This is a genomic window from Agrobacterium sp. MCAB5 (assembly GCF_052114365.1).
Classification (GTDB): domain Bacteria; phylum Pseudomonadota; class Alphaproteobacteria; order Rhizobiales; family Rhizobiaceae; genus Agrobacterium; species Agrobacterium tumefaciens.
Genome location: NZ_JBFREP010000005.1, coordinates 12140 through 27075 on the forward strand (window position 1 = coordinate 12140; position 14936 = coordinate 27075).

The window sequence follows — 14936 nt, forward strand, 5'->3', positions numbered from 1 at the left end:
GCTTCATGAATATCATCTCGCAAAATACGACCTTTGGCGGCATGCAGGGCGTATTTTCGCACCCATCCGAAACCCTGAAATGCGAGATGACATTTGCAGTCTATGTGCCGCCGAAGGCGATCAGCGAGCCGTGCCCGGTTCTGTGGTATCTTTCCGGCCTCACTTGCACCCACGCCAATGTCATGGAAAAAGGCGAATATCGCCGCATGGCATCCGAACTCGGGCTGATCATCGTTTGCCCGGATACCAGCCCGCGTGGCAACGATGTGCCTGATGAAGTGACCAACTGGCAAATGGGCAAGGGCGCGGGCTTTTATCTCGACGCCACGCAGGAGCCTTGGTCGGAGCACTACCATATGTACAGCTACGTGACGGAAGAGCTGCCAGCCTTCATTGGCCAGCATTTCCGCGCGGATATGAGCCGTCAGGGCATTTTCGGCCATTCGATGGGCGGCCATGGTGCCATGACGATTGCGCTTAAGAACCCAGACCGCTTCAAGAGCTGCTCCGCCTTCGCCCCAATCGTCGCCCCCTCCTCTGCCGACTGGTCCGAACCGGCGCTGGAAAAATATCTCGGAACGGATCGTGCCGCATGGCGGCAATACGACGCCTGCTCGCTGGTCGAAGACGGCGCCCGTTTTCCGGAATTCCTGATCGACCAGGGCAAGGCCGACAGTTTCCTCGATAAAGGCCTGCGTCCCTGGCTGTTCGAAGAGGCGATCAAAGGAACCGATATCGGCCTGACGCTGCGCATGCACGAGCGTTACGACCACTCCTATTATTTCATCTCCAGCTTCATGGATGACCATCTGAAATGGCATGCCGAGCGACTTGGCTAAGGCTGCGAAAGGGGGAGCTTAACCTGCGCGGTTTGGATTCGTCCGACATCTTGAACAGCGACGTGACGGCGTTTTCAGTACGCCGTCTTCGCCATGGCTTTCGGAAATTTATGCATCCAAAGGAATGCGGGCGATGACCTTAATCTCGAAATCGAAGCCCGCGAGCCAGTTCACGCCTATTGCAGTCCAGTTCGGGTAAGGCTTCGTGCTGAAAATCTGCTGCTTGACGGCCATGATGGTTCCGAACTGTTTTTCGGGGTCCGTATGGAATGTCGTCACGTCGACAATATCGTCAAATGTACAACCCGCTGCATGCAGCGTGGCTTTGAGATTTTCGAAAGCCAATTGTACCTGACGTTCAAAATCGGGTTCTGGCGTTCCATCGGAACGGCTGCCCACCTGCCCGGAAACGAACAGAAGGTCCCCGGATCGGATAGCCGCCGAATAGCCGTGCTCCTCGTAAAGAGCATGTCTGTTTGCAGGAAAGATTGCTTCGCGCTTCGCCATTTTTAAATCTCTCTTCTTTGTAATCAAGTGCACTCTCTGGGCGGAACGTTACGCTTCGAGCGCTTCACACAACGCCTTATTTGATATACGGTGCGTATTTGAATTTGGTGGCATACATGCCGTATGTCAACCCATATACGTCACGTATGTAAAATTGAGGAGAGAATGGCGAAACGACGCGCGGAAACGATGGAGGAAAATCGCGTAAAACTGATCGCGGCTGCACGAAAGATTTTCGCCGAAAAGGGATACTCTTCCGCATCAATGGACGAGTTGACTGCTGAGGTTGGTCTGACGCGTGGGGCGCTTTATCACAATTTCGGAGATAAGCGTGGGCTGCTGGCGGCGGTGGTCGATCAGATCGATTATGAAATGGCGTCTCGCGCTCAAGAGATCGGGGCATTGGCCGAGGACGATTGGCAAGGTTTGCTCGCCGAGGGCGCCGCCTATATCGAAATGGCGCTTGATCCGGAAGTACAACGCATCGTTCTGCTCGACGGGCCTGCGGTATTGGGTGATCCGTCGCAGTGGCCTAGCCAGAGCAGTTGTCTGCATGCGACCAAGCGAACGGTTCAGAGCCTCATCAAACAAGGGGTCATCAAGTCAGTCGATGCGGAAGCTGCTGCTCGGCTTCTAAGCGGCGCTGCACTTAATGCTGCGCTATGGATCGCCGCCAGTGACGATCCCTTGAAGGTGCTGCCGAAGGCTGTCGAGGCTTTCCAGTCCATGGCCACCGGCCTTCTTGTGAAACCAGTTTAATCTCTATCTGGAAACCAAACTTGTTCACGGAAACAACGCCGTCGCAAGCGTTGCCGGTCCGGGTCGGCTCAGCCGGAACTCGCGGATCACGCGCTCCGCGACGCCGTAAGCGAGATCCTGCTCGATCGACTGATTGTCGAAGCTGACGACGGTGGCTGTGAATTTGGCCTCGGCGATAACCTCGCCCGTCGCCACGGCGGCCGCACGAACGATGACACGGGCCGATGCCCGTTCTCCAAACAGGAAGGGGCCGCGGGTGACGGATGCGAGGCGAATGGTCAGCACAACGCGCGGTCTGATTTCGCCGCGTGCCGTCGTTTTGATGGCATTCTGTAGTTGCGCATGAATGGATTGCATCAATGCTGGCGCTACATCCGGCCGTGCCGCTACAAAGGCGCCGCGCACATCATAAAGCAGCCGGTCGGCATTGGTCGCCTCCGGTTCCAGCCTGAAAGACATGAGCGTGAAACACGCCAGCACAACAATGCCAAGGCGTTTCAATCGAGTGTTCATGATCTGCGGCTCCCCTAACGTGAGGTAACCGCATATTCGGTCATCAGGGTTAGAAAAGCGTTAAGGCGCGATCTTCAACGCCTCCAGAACGTTGAGTGCTGCACGCATGTCGACGAGCCTGGTGGCGCGGCGCTCCAGCGCCTCCTCGTCCTCGCCCCAATGTTCGGCGGTCCAGTCCTCGTCAAGATGGGCCAGCGCCCAGGTTTCCTCCAGCGTCAGCTGCCCTTCCGCCAGTGCCAGCGCCAGAATGGCGGAGCCGGTCAGCGACGTCATGGTGTGCAGGGCGGCAAGCGCGATCGGCGTATCGTATTTTTTGAGCGTCACGGCAAAGGCTACAACCGCTTCCCGAGGCTGATCGCGATGCATGACGCCTTCGACGAGAATGAAGCGTGCGCCGAGAACATTGGCCGCCCAGTCGATCACCGGATCCCAATGGTCCGCCTGCCGCGCCACAAGCGCTTCCGGTTGACCTGCGCGGTAGCACAGGAGATCGGAAGAGGAAAAGCGCAGTATGTCCTCGAAAACCGCCTGGGTGTCGCTGGCGATACCGTCGATGGCGGTGTTCACATGCCGCGAGACCGGCATGACGACCGGGTTCACCACTTCTTTCTGCGCATCCCATTCATCGCGAAGCAGATCCGCAAGCGCCTTCGATGGCAAGACAAGCGGCTTCTTGGCGGGCGTGCGCAAAGGTTTGCCATCGAGATGGATGGTGAAGCCGCCGTCTTCCCCGTCAGCAACGGTAACGTCCTTATAGAAACGTTTCGGCAGGGGCCGCTGCATCTGGATTTGGGCGCGAAGGATCGGATCGGGGTGGCTGAGGCCTTCCGAAAGGTCGTTCAGGAGATCACGCATGGCACGTCCTCATCAGTCGAATAGAAAGGATCATTCAAGAATATCGGCGGGAACATGGGCCGGAATTTCGCTCGGATGGCTGACGACGGCGTCTGCGCCTGCCTTCCAGAGATCATCGACCGAGGCGTAGCCCCAGGCAACGCCGATGGCCTTTGCGCCGGCGGCCTTTGCCATCTGCATGTCATAGATAGCATCGCCGATGACGACAGTGTCGGCCGGAACCATGCCGGTTTCATGGCAACATTCCATCACCATGGCCGGATGCGGCTTGGAAGGGCAATCATCCGCCGTGCGCGACACGATGAAATGCTCGGCAAAACCATGCGTTTCGAGAATATGGGTCAACCCGCGACGGCCCTTGCCGGTGACCGCGCCGATCAGCACCTCATCCCGCCTGGCGAGCGTGTCGATCAAGGGCGCGATACCGTCGAACAGCGGCTCGATCATGCCAGGTCGGGCGCGGATCGGGTGATAGATTTCCCGATAGCGCTCAGTCATCGCGCGCGCCTCGTCATCCACATGCGCCTTACCGAGCATGCGGGCGATGGCGATGTCGAGCGTCAGGCCGATAATTGCCTTGGTCTGTGCAATATCAGGCCGTGGCTTTCCGAAATCGGCGAAGGTATCCACCATGACGGCATGGATAAGGCCGGCGCTGTCGACCAGCGTGCCGTCACAATCGAAAAGAACGAGTTTCATCTGATATCAGCCTTCCCTGTCGCCATCGGCCACGTCGAGGCCGAGCAGGTTCCAAGTCTGTACCATATGCGGTGGCAAAGGCGCGCTGACGCGAAGCCGGCCGCCATTCGGGTGCGGAATGTCGATATGGCGTGCATGCAGGTGCAGACGCTTTTGTACACCGCCCGGAAAATCCCAGTTCGGATCATCGATGTAATATTTCGGATCGCCGATGATCGGGTGCCCCATATGCAGTGCGTGAACGCGCAGCTGGTGGGTACGGCCGGTATAGGGCTCCATTTCCAGCCAGGCGAGGTTCTGCGCGGCGGTATCGATGACACGGTAATAGGAAATGGCGTGATCTGCCCCCTCTTCGCCGTGCTTGGCAATGCGCATGCGGTCGCCGTCGGGGGTCTGCTCCTTGACCAGCCAGGTGGAAATCTTGTCCTGATGCTTGCGCGGTACGCCGCGAACCAGCGCCCAATAGGTCTTCTTGGTATCGCGCTCGCGGAAAGCGGCCGTCAGCTTCTGTGCAGCACCTCGGGTGCGGGCCACTACCAGCACGCCCGACGTGTCACGGTCCAGACGGTGCACCAGACGCGGCTTTTCGCCCTTCGGACTGGTCCATGCTTCCAGAAGCCCGTCGATGTGACGGTTGACGCCCGAGCCGCCCTGCACGGCAATGCCGGCCGGCTTATTGAACACCAGAACCTTGTCGTCCTCATGCAGCAGCATGCGGGCCAGAAGTTCACCGTCTGCCGAATGTTTGAGGTCCCTTGATCCGATCGGTCCGCTTTTGACCTTGAGGTCGGAATCAACAGGCGGCACACGCACCATCTGTCCCGGCTGCACCCGTGCGTCCGTCTTCACCCGGCCGCCGTCCACACGCACCTGTCCGGAGCGCAGAAGCTTTTGCAGCTGCCCGAACCCCAGACCCGGATAGTGAATCTTGAACCAGCGATCGAGGCGCATACCGGCCTCGTCGGCCTCGACCTTGATATGCTCGATACCTGCCATGAAATTTCCAGTCTCTCTGTCTTGATCGCGCGCCCTGTTATCCGGCGCACCGTTTGGAGCAAGCCTTTAGAACAAACTGCGGCCCAAGGCCAGCCCGGCGAAAACCGCCGCGATGGAAACCACCAGGCTTGCCGTGATGTAAACCGCTGAAAGGCCGAGCGCGCCGCGTTCGAAAAGCGCTACCGCATCCAGCGAGAAGGACGAAAAGGTGGTGAAGCCACCGAGAACGCCGGTGACCAGAAACAGACGCATCTCCATGGACGCGTTCAGCCGCCTTGCAACAAGCTCAACCAGGAAACCGATGAGAAAGGATCCGACCACATTCACCGCCAGCGTTCCCCAAGGGAAAGTCATGCCGACAAGGCGCACACTCAACAGACCCACGAGATAGCGGAAAACCGAACCGATTGCGCCGCCTGCTGCGACAAGAGCGATATTCAGCATTTGGGGAATGTCTCCGGAGAAATACCCGACGGGTCTGTTGAAGACGTTTTCTAGAACATAGCCACGGGTGGTGAAACCCCCTTGTCCCGACCTTTTTTCGATTAAAACTCGATTAAATTGCACGTCCGCGATTTAGGCTTCCAACAAGACGCAGCTGCTAATCTGCGGTTTTACGGGTCGGCGAAGGATGGCCGGAGGTTGGATGACACAGGTTCTTTCCGTTTCTGCAAACACTGCGGCCTACGCACTGGAGGCCGTGAAGCCGTCGCAGCGTGTATCGCGCAGAAGCGAGGTTGAGGAAGCCATTCACGAATTGGCGCGCAAGGCCGAACAGGGAGACGATTTCCAGTTGAGAGCCTTGCTCACCGCCATCAAGCCGCCGGCCTTGACCCTCTATTTCCTGACAAACGCCAGCCAGCGGCAAGCCCCCCAGACAACACTCGATCAGGCCGTGCAGGCCTATGAGGAAAATCAATCCAATAAAAACTTATAATATCAATTTGATATCCATACTTATTAAATCGATTTGTAAGTTTTTTGGTGCGCATTTCGCGCGTTCAGGTTGTTGTCAGATTCAAATTTTAGTCCTTCGGTACCAACCGGAGGAAGATCATGATTTCTATTGCCCGTCACGTCACAGCCACCACGATCGCGCTCCTTGTTTCGGCGCCGGCTTTCGCGGCCACGACCATCAAGGTCACCGAAGGCGGTGAAGGTGGCGGACCAATGACACTCGTTATGGACCAGACGACGGTCAAAGCCGGTGAAGCCGTGTTTCATGTGCATAACGATGCGATGAGCGAGCAGCACGAAATGGTGCTCGTCAAGCTGAAGTCTGCAGACGAAAAAATACCGCTCAATACCGCGAAACACCGTGTCGATGAAAAACAGCTTAAAAGTCTTGGCGAAGTGGCCGACCTGAAGCCCGGCGGCGATGGTCAGCTCAAGGCAAAGCTTACGCCCGGCACATATCTCCTCTTATGCAACATAAAAGGTCACTACGAAGCGGGTATGCAGGCCAAGCTGACTGTTACAAAATAATATTGGTCGAACAAGCTGAGGCTACCGGATGAGTATTGCGTTCCGGCAGCCTCTTTTTTGCGTCAGTTGTGCTGGTGAGCGTTCTTGTCGTCACCACCCTTGGCCGAGCCTGCGGAAAGCACAATCTCGACCTTGCCAGCCTTTTCAAAGATCAGCGTCACCGGTACCTTGTCGCCTTCGGCGAACGGCTTCTTCACGTTGAAGAACATCATGTGCAGGCCGCCGGGCTTCAGTTCCACTGTCTCACCGGCGGGAATGACGATGCCGTCATCCAGCTTGCGCATCTTCATGACGTCGTTGACCATGGCCATTTCGTGAATTTCCGCACGGCCGGCGGCGGAGGATTCGACGCCGATCAGCTTGTCGTCGCTGGAACCGGTATTCTTGATCGTCACATAACCGCCGCCCACGGGCTGACCGGGCAGCATGGCCTTTGTCGCGCCAGCCGAAAGCTCGAGACTGCGAGCCTTCACCACGTCCATATCCATATCCATGGCCATAGCGGAATGATCATGCCCGCCGGCATGGGCTTTTGCGGTAACGCGGATGGTCGGCGCCGGGCTTTTCAACGAATGCGGATCGACGCCTGCGGCCGCCACCTCGTCCCAGGAAACCTTGCCTTTGTCGCCGCAAAGCTGCGTCACCTTGAAGGGAAGGTCCTGCCCGGCCTCTATGCCGGAGATTTTTCCCTGAACGGCAAAGGTGTCATAGAATTCATCCGGCAGATTGCCGCCCTTCCAGCGGATTTCGACCGCGCCGCTTTTGATGTCCTTTCCGTGGTTCTTGTAGGCTTTCTGATAGTCGCCCTTGATGACCTCAAGGTCCCAACCGGCCTTGGGCTGCGGCTTGGCAGTGATGAAGCCTTCCGGCAGCTTGATCTGCACTTCCGTGGTGGCAAGTCCGCCATCGCAGCCATGCGGCACCTGAAGTGCGGCAACGATGGTGCTTTCCTGTTCGGCCGAACCGTCAACGAAGGTCGTATGGGCGAAGGCCTGCGCCGTCGAGACGGAGGCGACGAACAGGGTGCAGGTGATGATCTTGGTGGTTTTCATTTGTTTGTCCTTGCGACTGCGGCGCCATTGGCCCGGGCAGCTGCTCCGTGCCGCCACCCGGCGGCGATGATCCTGTGAAACGAAGAGATCAGACGGACAGGGTTGGTGGGCCGCGTGCGGACGGTTTGCGGATCGTCTGGACCGAGTGAAAGCCCCATTCCGCGGTCAGGCGATTGTCGAGCCAGGCGAATTCCGTCCTCAGCCAGCCGGCCGCACCGGGCACCGGCAAGAGAATGGACGAGGCCAGCAGGCAGGCCTCGCAAAACAGGATCGCATCGCTTGAATGGGCGGGGCCGTCATTGGGGTGCGAGGCATTTACCCCGCCGCCGTGGCCTAGGCAGATTTCGGCAAAGGTGCCGTCCGGCAGCCGGTAACTCTCATCCAGAAGAACGGCAGGTGCCGCGGCGAGCGCGGGCTTGTGGGCAAAACCAAGCGACAACATCAAAAGCGCGCAGAAAATGCGAAGCATTTTCTCCACCCTTGTCAGCGGTCGTTTTCGATTTGCGTCCATCTTCTGGCGATACCCCTCTTTCCTTCCGATTTCAAAGGGGAAATTTGCCGCAGGCCCAACCGCTCAACGGAACAATCGATACAGGGCGGCATTTCCTCTCCAATACGGATCGTTTCGGAAGGAGTACCGACATGCCAGCCAAATCGAAAGCCCAGCAGAAAGCCGCGGGTGCGGCGCTGGCCGCCAAACGCGGTGAAGTCAAGAAATCCAGTTTACAAGGTGCTTCAAAAAGCATGGAGAAGTCCATGACAGAAAAGGAACTTGATGAATTGGCGTCGACAAAGCGCAAGGGTCTGCCGGAGAAAAAATCAGACTGACGGCACGCTTCGTGCGTGGAACTCGCCGTGTATCTAGCCAGCGATGGCGCAGATGGAGCAAAAATCTGTTCAGATGCGTCATTTCGTCCTTGCCAATGACCGGGCTTCGAAGATAATGAGCCTCGCATCATCGTTGGGAGAAACCGCTTCATTGCGGTGCCGAAGGAGCAACCGCCCCGGAAACTCTCAGGCAAAAGGACCACCGGTGACGACGGAACTCTGGAGAGAAGCCACCTTTCATAAGGACGGCTCGCCGAAGGGATAACAATCTCAGGCGACAAGGACAGAGGGGGCTCTTGAACCCGGCGCGTTTTTCGCGTCATGACCTGAGCCCGCGCGATCTTTCGCGCAACCCTGGAGGCGTCCTTGGACGATACCGCCGAGCTTAAAATCACGCCGCTCCATTCCCTGCATGTTTCCCTTGGCGCCCGCATGGTTCCTTTCGCCGGTTACGACATGCCGGTACAATATCCGGCGGGCGTGCTGAAGGAACATCTTCAGACCCGTACGTCTGCTGGCCTCTTCGACGTGTCCCACATGGGCCAGGTTATCGTGAAGGCGAAGTCGGGCAACAATGCCGACGCTGCAATCGCGCTTGAAAAACTGGTGCCGGTTGACATTCTCGGCCTAAAGGAAGGCCGCCAGCGTTACGGTTTCTTCACCGATGAAAACGGCTGCATCCTCGATGATCTGATGATCACCAATCGTGGCGATCACCTTTTCGTCGTCGTCAACGCGGCGTGCAAGGACGCCGATGTCGCCCATATGAAAGCGCATCTTTCTGACACTTGCGACATTACCCTTCTCGATGATCGGGCGCTGATTGCGCTTCAGGGACCACGCGCTGAAGCGGTTCTGGCCGAACTTTGGGCCGGTGTTTCCGAAATGAAGTTCATGGACGTACTGGAAGTTCCCCTCCACGACGTTCCCTGCATCGTTTCCCGTTCCGGTTATTCCGGCGAGGATGGTTTTGAAATCTCCGTGCCTGCCGAAAAGGCGGAAGAGATCGCCAAGGCCCTGCTTGAGCACCCTGATTGCGAGCCGATCGGGCTTGGAGCGCGCGACAGCCTGCGTCTTGAAGCTGGCCTTTGTCTCTACGGCAACGATATCGATACAACGACGTCCCCCATCGAAGCCTCGCTTGAATGGGCGATCCAGAAGGCGCGCCGCGCCGGCGGTGATCGCGAAGGCGGTTTCCCGGGGGCGGAGCGTATTCTCGGTGAACTCAAGGACGGCACATCGCGTCGTCGCGTCGGCCTGAAGCCAGAGGGCAAGGCACCGGTGCGCGGTCATTCCAAGCTTTTCGCGGATGCAGAAGGCAAGACGGAAATCGGCGAAGTGACTTCCGGCGGCTTCGGTCCGTCGGTCGAAGGTCCCGTTGCCATGGGTTACGTCCCTGCGGCCCATACTGCTCCCGGCACGGCGATCTTTGCGGAAGTGCGCGGCAAATATCTGCCCGTCACCGTCGCTGCCCTGCCCTTCATCAAGCCCACCTACAAACGATAATCTTCATCCCATCTCCGGAGAGAATACGATGCTGAAATTTACCGCAGAACACGAATGGCTGAAGTTCGAAGGCGATATCGCCACCGTTGGCATTACCAGCCACGCCGCTGAACAGCTTGGCGACCTCGTCTTCGTCGAATTGCCGGAAGTGGGCGCCACCTTCTCCAAGAATGGCGACGCGGCGACCGTTGAATCCGTCAAGGCGGCTTCGGATGTCTATTGTCCGCTGGATGGCGAAGTGGTGGAGATCAACCAGGCCATCGTCGACGATCCCTCGCTGGTCAATTCCGATCCGCAGGGTGCCGGCTGGTTCTTCAAGCTGAAGCTCTCCAACGTCGCGGATGCCGATACGCTGCTCGACGAGGCAGCCTACAAGGAGCTGATCGCGTAATGACGACGCCCACGGAATTCCATTTCACCGACTATCAGCCCTATGATTTCGCCAACCGGCGTCACATCGGGCCGTCGCCGTCGGAAATGGCGGAGATGCTGAAGGTCATCGGCTACAAGAGCCTCGATGCCCTGATCGACGCCACCGTTCCCTCCTCCATCCGCCAGAAGGTGCCGCTGACCTGGGGTGCAGCGCTGACCGAACGCGAGGCGCTCGACCGCCTGCGCGAGACGGCCAACAAGAACCAGGTGCTGACCTCGCTGATCGGCCAGGGCTATTACGGCACAATCACGCCGCCGGTGATCCAGCGCAACATTCTGGAAAACCCGGCCTGGTACACAGCCTATACGCCTTACCAGCCAGAAATCAGCCAGGGCCGTCTTGAGGCGCTGCTGAACTACCAGACCATGGTCTGCGATCTGACCGGCCTCGATGTCGCCAACGCATCGCTGCTCGATGAAGCGACCGCCGCTGCCGAAGCCATGGCGATGTGCCAGCGCGTCGCGAAGTCCAAGGCGACCGCCTTCTTCGTCGATGCCAATTGCCATCCGCAGACCATCGCGCTGATCGAGACACGCGCGGCGCCACTCGGCTGGAAGGTTATCGTTGGCAATCCCTTTACCGATCTCGATCCTGTCGACGTGTTCGGCGCGATCTTCCAGTATCCGGGCACCCACGGTCATGTCAGCGATTTCTCGGGCCTGATTTCCCGCCTGCACCAGACGGGCGCCATCGCTGCCGTTGCCGCCGATCTTCTGGCGCTGACGCTGTTAAAGTCCCCTGGTGAAATGGGTGCGGATATCGCCATCGGCACCTCGCAGCGTTTCGGCGTTCCGGTCGGCTATGGTGGTCCGCATGCGGCTTACATGTCCGTCAAGGATGCACATAAGCGCTCCATGCCTGGCCGTCTGGTCGGCGTCTCAGTCGATGCGCGTGGCAATCGCGCCTATCGTCTGTCGCTGCAGACCCGCGAGCAGCATATCCGCCGCGAGAAGGCTACCTCCAACATCTGCACCGCGCAGGTGCTGCTTGCAGTCATGGCGTCGATGTATGGCGTCTTCCATGGCCCGCAGGGCATCAAGGCGATTGCCCAGCAGACCCACCAGAAGGCCGTTTTGATGGCCAAGGGCCTGGAGAAGCTTGGCTACGTCATCGAGCCGGAAACCTTCTTCGACACCATCACCGTCGAAGTCGGCCATATGCAGGGCGTCATCCTGCGCTCGGCCGTTGCGGAAGGTGTGAACCTGCGCAAGGTCGGCGCGACCAAGATCGGCATGAGCCTTGACGAGCGCACGCGTCCCGCGACGCTTGAGGCGGTCTGGCGCGCATTCGGCGGCAATTTCTCGATCTCGGATTTCGAGTTGGAATATCGCCTGCCGAAGGAACTGCTGCGCACCAGCCAGTACATGACGCATCCGATCTTCCACATGAACCGTGCCGAAAGCGAGATGACCCGTTACATCCGCCGTCTTTCGGACCGTGATCTCGCGCTCGACCGCTCGATGATCCCGCTCGGTTCCTGCACCATGAAACTGAACGCAACTGCGGAAATGCTGCCCATCACGTGGCCGGAATTTTCCGACATCCATCCCTTCGTGCCAGCCAATCAGGCGCTCGGCTACAAGGAGATGATCGATGACCTCTCGGAAAAGCTGTGCTCTGTCACCGGTTACGACGCCTTCTCCATGCAGCCGAATTCCGGCGCGCAAGGGGAATATGCGGGGCTCCTGACCATCCGCAACTACCACATCGCCAATGGCGGCGCACATCGCGACGTTTGCCTCATTCCAACCTCGGCGCATGGCACCAATCCAGCCTCCGCGCAGATGGTCGGCATGAAAGTGGTGCCGGTGAAAGTGCGGGAAAACGGCGATATTGATATCGACGATTTCCGAGCAAAAGCAGAGCAGTATGCGCAAAACCTCTCGTGCTGCATGATCACCTATCCGTCCACCCATGGCGTGTTTGAGGAGACGGTTCGCGAGATTTGCGAGATCACCCATAAACACGGTGGTCAGGTCTATCTCGACGGCGCCAACATGAACGCCATGGTCGGTCTTGCCCGTCCCGGCGATATCGGTTCCGACGTCAGCCACCTCAACCTGCACAAGACCTTCTGCATCCCGCATGGCGGCGGCGGTCCGGGCATGGGGCCGATCGGCGTCAAGGCGCATCTTGCTCCCTATCTTCCCGGTCATCCGACGACGGACGGTCGTGAAGGTGCGGTTTCGGCTGCCCCCTTCGGCTCGCCGTCGATCCTGCCGATTTCCTGGAGCTACTGCCTGATGATGGGCGGCGAAGGGCTGACGCAGGCGACCAAGGTTGCGATCCTCAACGCCAACTACATCGCCGAACGGCTGAAGGGCGCTTACGACGTGCTCTACAAGTCCGAAACGGGACGAGTGGCGCATGAGTGCATCATCGACACCCGACCGCTGGCAGACAGCTGCGGCGTGACGGTGGACGACGTTGCAAAGCGTCTCGTCGACTGCGGTTTCCATGCGCCGACCATGAGCTGGCCGGTTGCCGGCACGCTGATGATCGAGCCGACGGAGTCCGAGACCAAGGCGGAAATCGACCGTTTCTGCGATGCCATGCTGGCGATCCGCGAGGAAGCCCGCGACATCGAGGAAGGCCGTGCGGACAAGACCAACAATCCGCTGAAGAACGCGCCGCACACGGTAGAAGATCTCGTCGGCGAGTGGGATCGTCCCTACAGCCGCGAACAGGGTTGCTTCCCGCCCGGCGCCTTCCGCATTGACAAATACTGGTCGCCGGTAAACCGCATTGACAATGTCTATGGCGACCGCAACCTCATCTGCACCTGCCCGCCGATGGAGGCTTATGCCGAGGCCGCCGAATAAAGGCATCGGTACGAACGAACTTATGAAGGCCCGGAGCGATCCGGGCCTTTTTCGTTCCGGACACAAGCCCCAAGACCGGGCGACCACGTCACATGCGATTGATCGTAACCCGTTCCATGCTAAACCGGATGCTGCAATTTAAGCGGTGATGGAGTTTGAATGCGTTTGATTTGCCTGAATGGTTGGGGCGGAAAGCTCCATGACGAGCTTGTTCCCTATATCTCCGCGTCCGATCCCGACATTCTATGTTTGCAGGAAGTGGTGCATACACCGGCAGCCGAAGAGGACTGGCTGAGCTATCGCGATGACGGTAGGGACCTGCCACAAAGGGCGAACTTCCTTCGCGATGTCGAAGAAGCCCTACCCGATCATCTGGCAATCTTTTGCCCGGCGGCACAGGGTGACCTCTGGCACGGGGAGACACGATATCCCTCACAATGGGGGCTGGCGACTTTCGTGCGTAAATCCATCGCGATTGTTGCGCAGGCTCAAGGTTTCGTGCACGGCTGCTTTTCTGCGGATGGGTACGGAGATCACCCGCGTTCGCGCACGGGCCATGCTGTCAGGGTTTTCGACTTCACGACCGGCCAGCCAGCCGTCATCGCCCATATGCATGGGCTGCGTGACCCCAACGGTAAACACGATATTCCCGCCCGTCTGATGCAGGCAAAACGCCTCGTGAAACTCGTCAAAGACATCGCGGAGGATGGTGACCGGATCATCGTCTGCGGCGATTTTAACGTTCTGCCTGAGAGCGACACCTTCACGATATTGAAGGAACTGGATCTCATCGAACTCGTCACGACACGTGGTTTCACAGACACGCGCACCTCGCATTATGCCAAACAAAACCGTTTTGCAGATTACATGCTGGTCAACCCGGTTGTGCAGGTCGATCACTTTGATGTGGTGAGACAGCCACAAGTCTCGGATCATTGCCCCTTGCTGCTCGAATTCAGCTAGAGGCTTAAGCCGCCTTATCGGTCGTTGTCTTCATCTCACGGTTTGGTCAGCGCACGAGCCGAATATCGCTCGTCACCACCGTCTTGCCGGTCCTGCCGTCCTTGTCGGTGGTGCGAAGCCGCAGGCCGTTTTGCCCGACTTTTTCGATTGTCATGGCTGCGACGCGGTCGCCGTTGATGTCGCGGTTCCAGCGAACCGTCAGATTGATTGCATTTCCCTGCCGCGTACCGGAAAGGGCAGACGGTCGGCCGGAGGGTCCGGTGTAAGCGCCGCTGTAACGTCCACCTTTCTCCGACAGGTCGGCCGCAATTGCGCGCCTGACCACCAGAAGGCCACGGCATGTGCCGGACATATTGAGCGACGAGGTCCCCGTTTTGGAATTCAGCGTACAATTGACGTTGATTGGTGGCGTGCCAATGCGGGTGATCACGGTTCCCTTCCCCGCCCATGTGCCTTTCAGCGACGAAAGGAATTCGCGTTCGTCCGCTAATGCCGGCTGCACACCGAGCAGCCCTGCAAAAAATAAACTCGTGATAGCCGTCGTTTTCATGGCGCGTATCCAATTTTTCACGAAGACTAACTCGCTTGCACCGTCAAACGTTCCTCCCGTTTATTTAGCAACTGTCAAAAAATTCGAGAGGCTCATGTTTCTATCGTGCCGATGCAACCAAATGCAGGC

At 58.4% G+C, this 14936-nt stretch carries 18 protein-coding genes and 1 riboswitch; of the genes, 9 read left to right on the forward strand and 9 right to left on the reverse strand.

Annotated features, from left to right (window positions below; all coding sequences use genetic code 11):
- The first annotated feature begins 5 nt into the window (after window positions 1-5).
- Entirely contained in the window at window positions 6-839 is an 834-nt protein-coding gene (fghA, locus tag AB4Z23_RS13245) for an S-formylglutathione hydrolase (RefSeq protein WP_421476338.1), read from the forward strand.
- A gap of 108 nt (window positions 840-947) precedes the next feature.
- Here the strand turns inward: fghA and AB4Z23_RS13250 are convergent, their stop codons facing one another.
- A complete protein-coding gene (locus AB4Z23_RS13250) occupies window positions 948-1346 on the reverse strand; it encodes a RidA family protein (protein ID WP_065657930.1) in 399 nt (132 codons plus the stop codon).
- Between the two features lie 165 nt (window positions 1347-1511).
- Between AB4Z23_RS13250 and AB4Z23_RS13255 the strand changes: the two genes are divergently transcribed.
- On the forward strand, window positions 1512-2105 hold the full coding sequence (locus AB4Z23_RS13255; protein WP_441360302.1) for a TetR/AcrR family transcriptional regulator: 594 nt from the start codon (window positions 1512-1514) through the stop codon (window positions 2103-2105).
- 24 nt (window positions 2106-2129) lie between these two features.
- Here AB4Z23_RS13255 and AB4Z23_RS13260 read toward each other — a convergent pair whose 3' ends face one another.
- From AB4Z23_RS13260 to crcB, 5 genes are all read right to left on the reverse strand, one after another.
- Complete coding sequence (locus AB4Z23_RS13260; protein WP_421476342.1) at window positions 2130-2618, reverse strand: hypothetical protein; 489 nt, start codon at window positions 2616-2618, stop codon at window positions 2130-2132.
- Between the two features lie 60 nt (window positions 2619-2678).
- Complete coding sequence (locus AB4Z23_RS13265; RefSeq protein WP_421476344.1) at window positions 2679-3473, reverse strand: ATP12 family chaperone protein; 795 nt, start codon at window positions 3471-3473, stop codon at window positions 2679-2681.
- 30 nt (window positions 3474-3503) lie between these two features.
- The gene (locus AB4Z23_RS13270; RefSeq protein WP_003512962.1) at window positions 3504-4172 is read right to left on the reverse strand and encodes an HAD family hydrolase; all 669 of its coding nucleotides are present in this window, start codon (window positions 4170-4172) and stop codon (window positions 3504-3506) included.
- A gap of 6 nt (window positions 4173-4178) precedes the next feature.
- A complete protein-coding gene (locus AB4Z23_RS13275; protein ID WP_003512960.1) occupies window positions 4179-5168 on the reverse strand; it encodes an RluA family pseudouridine synthase in 990 nt (329 codons plus the stop codon).
- 66 nt (window positions 5169-5234) lie between these two features.
- The gene (crcB, locus tag AB4Z23_RS13280; RefSeq protein ID WP_013636055.1) at window positions 5235-5612 is read right to left on the reverse strand and encodes a fluoride efflux transporter CrcB; all 378 of its coding nucleotides are present in this window, start codon (window positions 5610-5612) and stop codon (window positions 5235-5237) included.
- Window positions 5613-5814: 202 nt separating this feature from the next.
- On the opposite strand from crcB, the gene AB4Z23_RS13285 reads away from it, so the two are divergent.
- Window positions 5815-6105 carry a hypothetical protein gene (locus tag AB4Z23_RS13285; RefSeq protein ID WP_112752804.1) on the forward strand — a complete coding sequence of 97 codons (291 nt, stop codon included), beginning with the start codon at window positions 5815-5817 and terminating at the stop codon, window positions 6103-6105.
- A 119-nt stretch (window positions 6106-6224) separates the two neighbouring features.
- Window positions 6225-6653, forward strand: a complete 429-nt coding sequence (locus AB4Z23_RS13290; RefSeq protein ID WP_003512955.1) for a plastocyanin/azurin family copper-binding protein — start codon at window positions 6225-6227, stop codon at window positions 6651-6653.
- Between the two features lie 62 nt (window positions 6654-6715).
- On the opposite strand, the gene AB4Z23_RS13295 is transcribed toward AB4Z23_RS13290, so the two are convergent.
- Window positions 6716-7705, reverse strand: a complete 990-nt coding sequence (locus tag AB4Z23_RS13295; RefSeq protein ID WP_421476346.1) for a copper chaperone PCu(A)C — start codon at window positions 7703-7705, stop codon at window positions 6716-6718.
- Window positions 7706-7793: 88 nt separating this feature from the next.
- Window positions 7794-8174, reverse strand: a complete 381-nt coding sequence (locus tag AB4Z23_RS13300; protein WP_441360280.1) for a hypothetical protein — start codon at window positions 8172-8174, stop codon at window positions 7794-7796.
- 173 nt (window positions 8175-8347) lie between these two features.
- Here AB4Z23_RS13300 and AB4Z23_RS13305 point away from each other — a divergent pair, with 173 nt between their 5' ends.
- From AB4Z23_RS13305 to AB4Z23_RS13325, 5 genes are all read left to right on the forward strand, one after another.
- Entirely contained in the window at window positions 8348-8533 is a 186-nt protein-coding gene (locus tag AB4Z23_RS13305; protein ID WP_003496099.1) for a DUF3008 family protein, read from the forward strand.
- 124 nt (window positions 8534-8657) lie between these two features.
- Window positions 8658-8745: riboswitch (glycine riboswitch) on the forward strand.
- Window positions 8746-8899: 154 nt separating this feature from the next.
- On the forward strand, window positions 8900-10039 hold the full coding sequence (gene gcvT, locus AB4Z23_RS13310; RefSeq protein ID WP_111783086.1) for a glycine cleavage system aminomethyltransferase GcvT: 1140 nt from the start codon (window positions 8900-8902) through the stop codon (window positions 10037-10039).
- Window positions 10040-10067: 28 nt separating this feature from the next.
- Complete coding sequence (gcvH, locus tag AB4Z23_RS13315) at window positions 10068-10430, forward strand: glycine cleavage system protein GcvH (RefSeq protein WP_112681812.1); 363 nt, start codon at window positions 10068-10070, stop codon at window positions 10428-10430.
- Window positions 10430-13294: an aminomethyl-transferring glycine dehydrogenase gene (gene gcvP, locus AB4Z23_RS13320; RefSeq protein WP_013636048.1), complete on the forward strand. Its 2865-nt coding sequence runs from the start codon at window positions 10430-10432 to the stop codon at window positions 13292-13294. The genes gcvH and gcvP overlap by 1 nt, the downstream gene beginning before the upstream one ends.
- A 159-nt stretch (window positions 13295-13453) precedes the next feature.
- Window positions 13454-14257: an endonuclease/exonuclease/phosphatase family protein gene (locus AB4Z23_RS13325; protein ID WP_065688276.1), complete on the forward strand. Its 804-nt coding sequence runs from the start codon at window positions 13454-13456 to the stop codon at window positions 14255-14257.
- A gap of 46 nt (window positions 14258-14303) precedes the next feature.
- Here the strand turns inward: AB4Z23_RS13325 and AB4Z23_RS13330 are convergent, their stop codons facing one another.
- Window positions 14304-14807 carry a hypothetical protein gene (locus tag AB4Z23_RS13330; RefSeq protein ID WP_003512942.1) on the reverse strand — a complete coding sequence of 168 codons (504 nt, stop codon included), beginning with the start codon at window positions 14805-14807 and terminating at the stop codon, window positions 14304-14306.
- Between the last annotated feature and the right edge of the window lie 129 nt (window positions 14808-14936).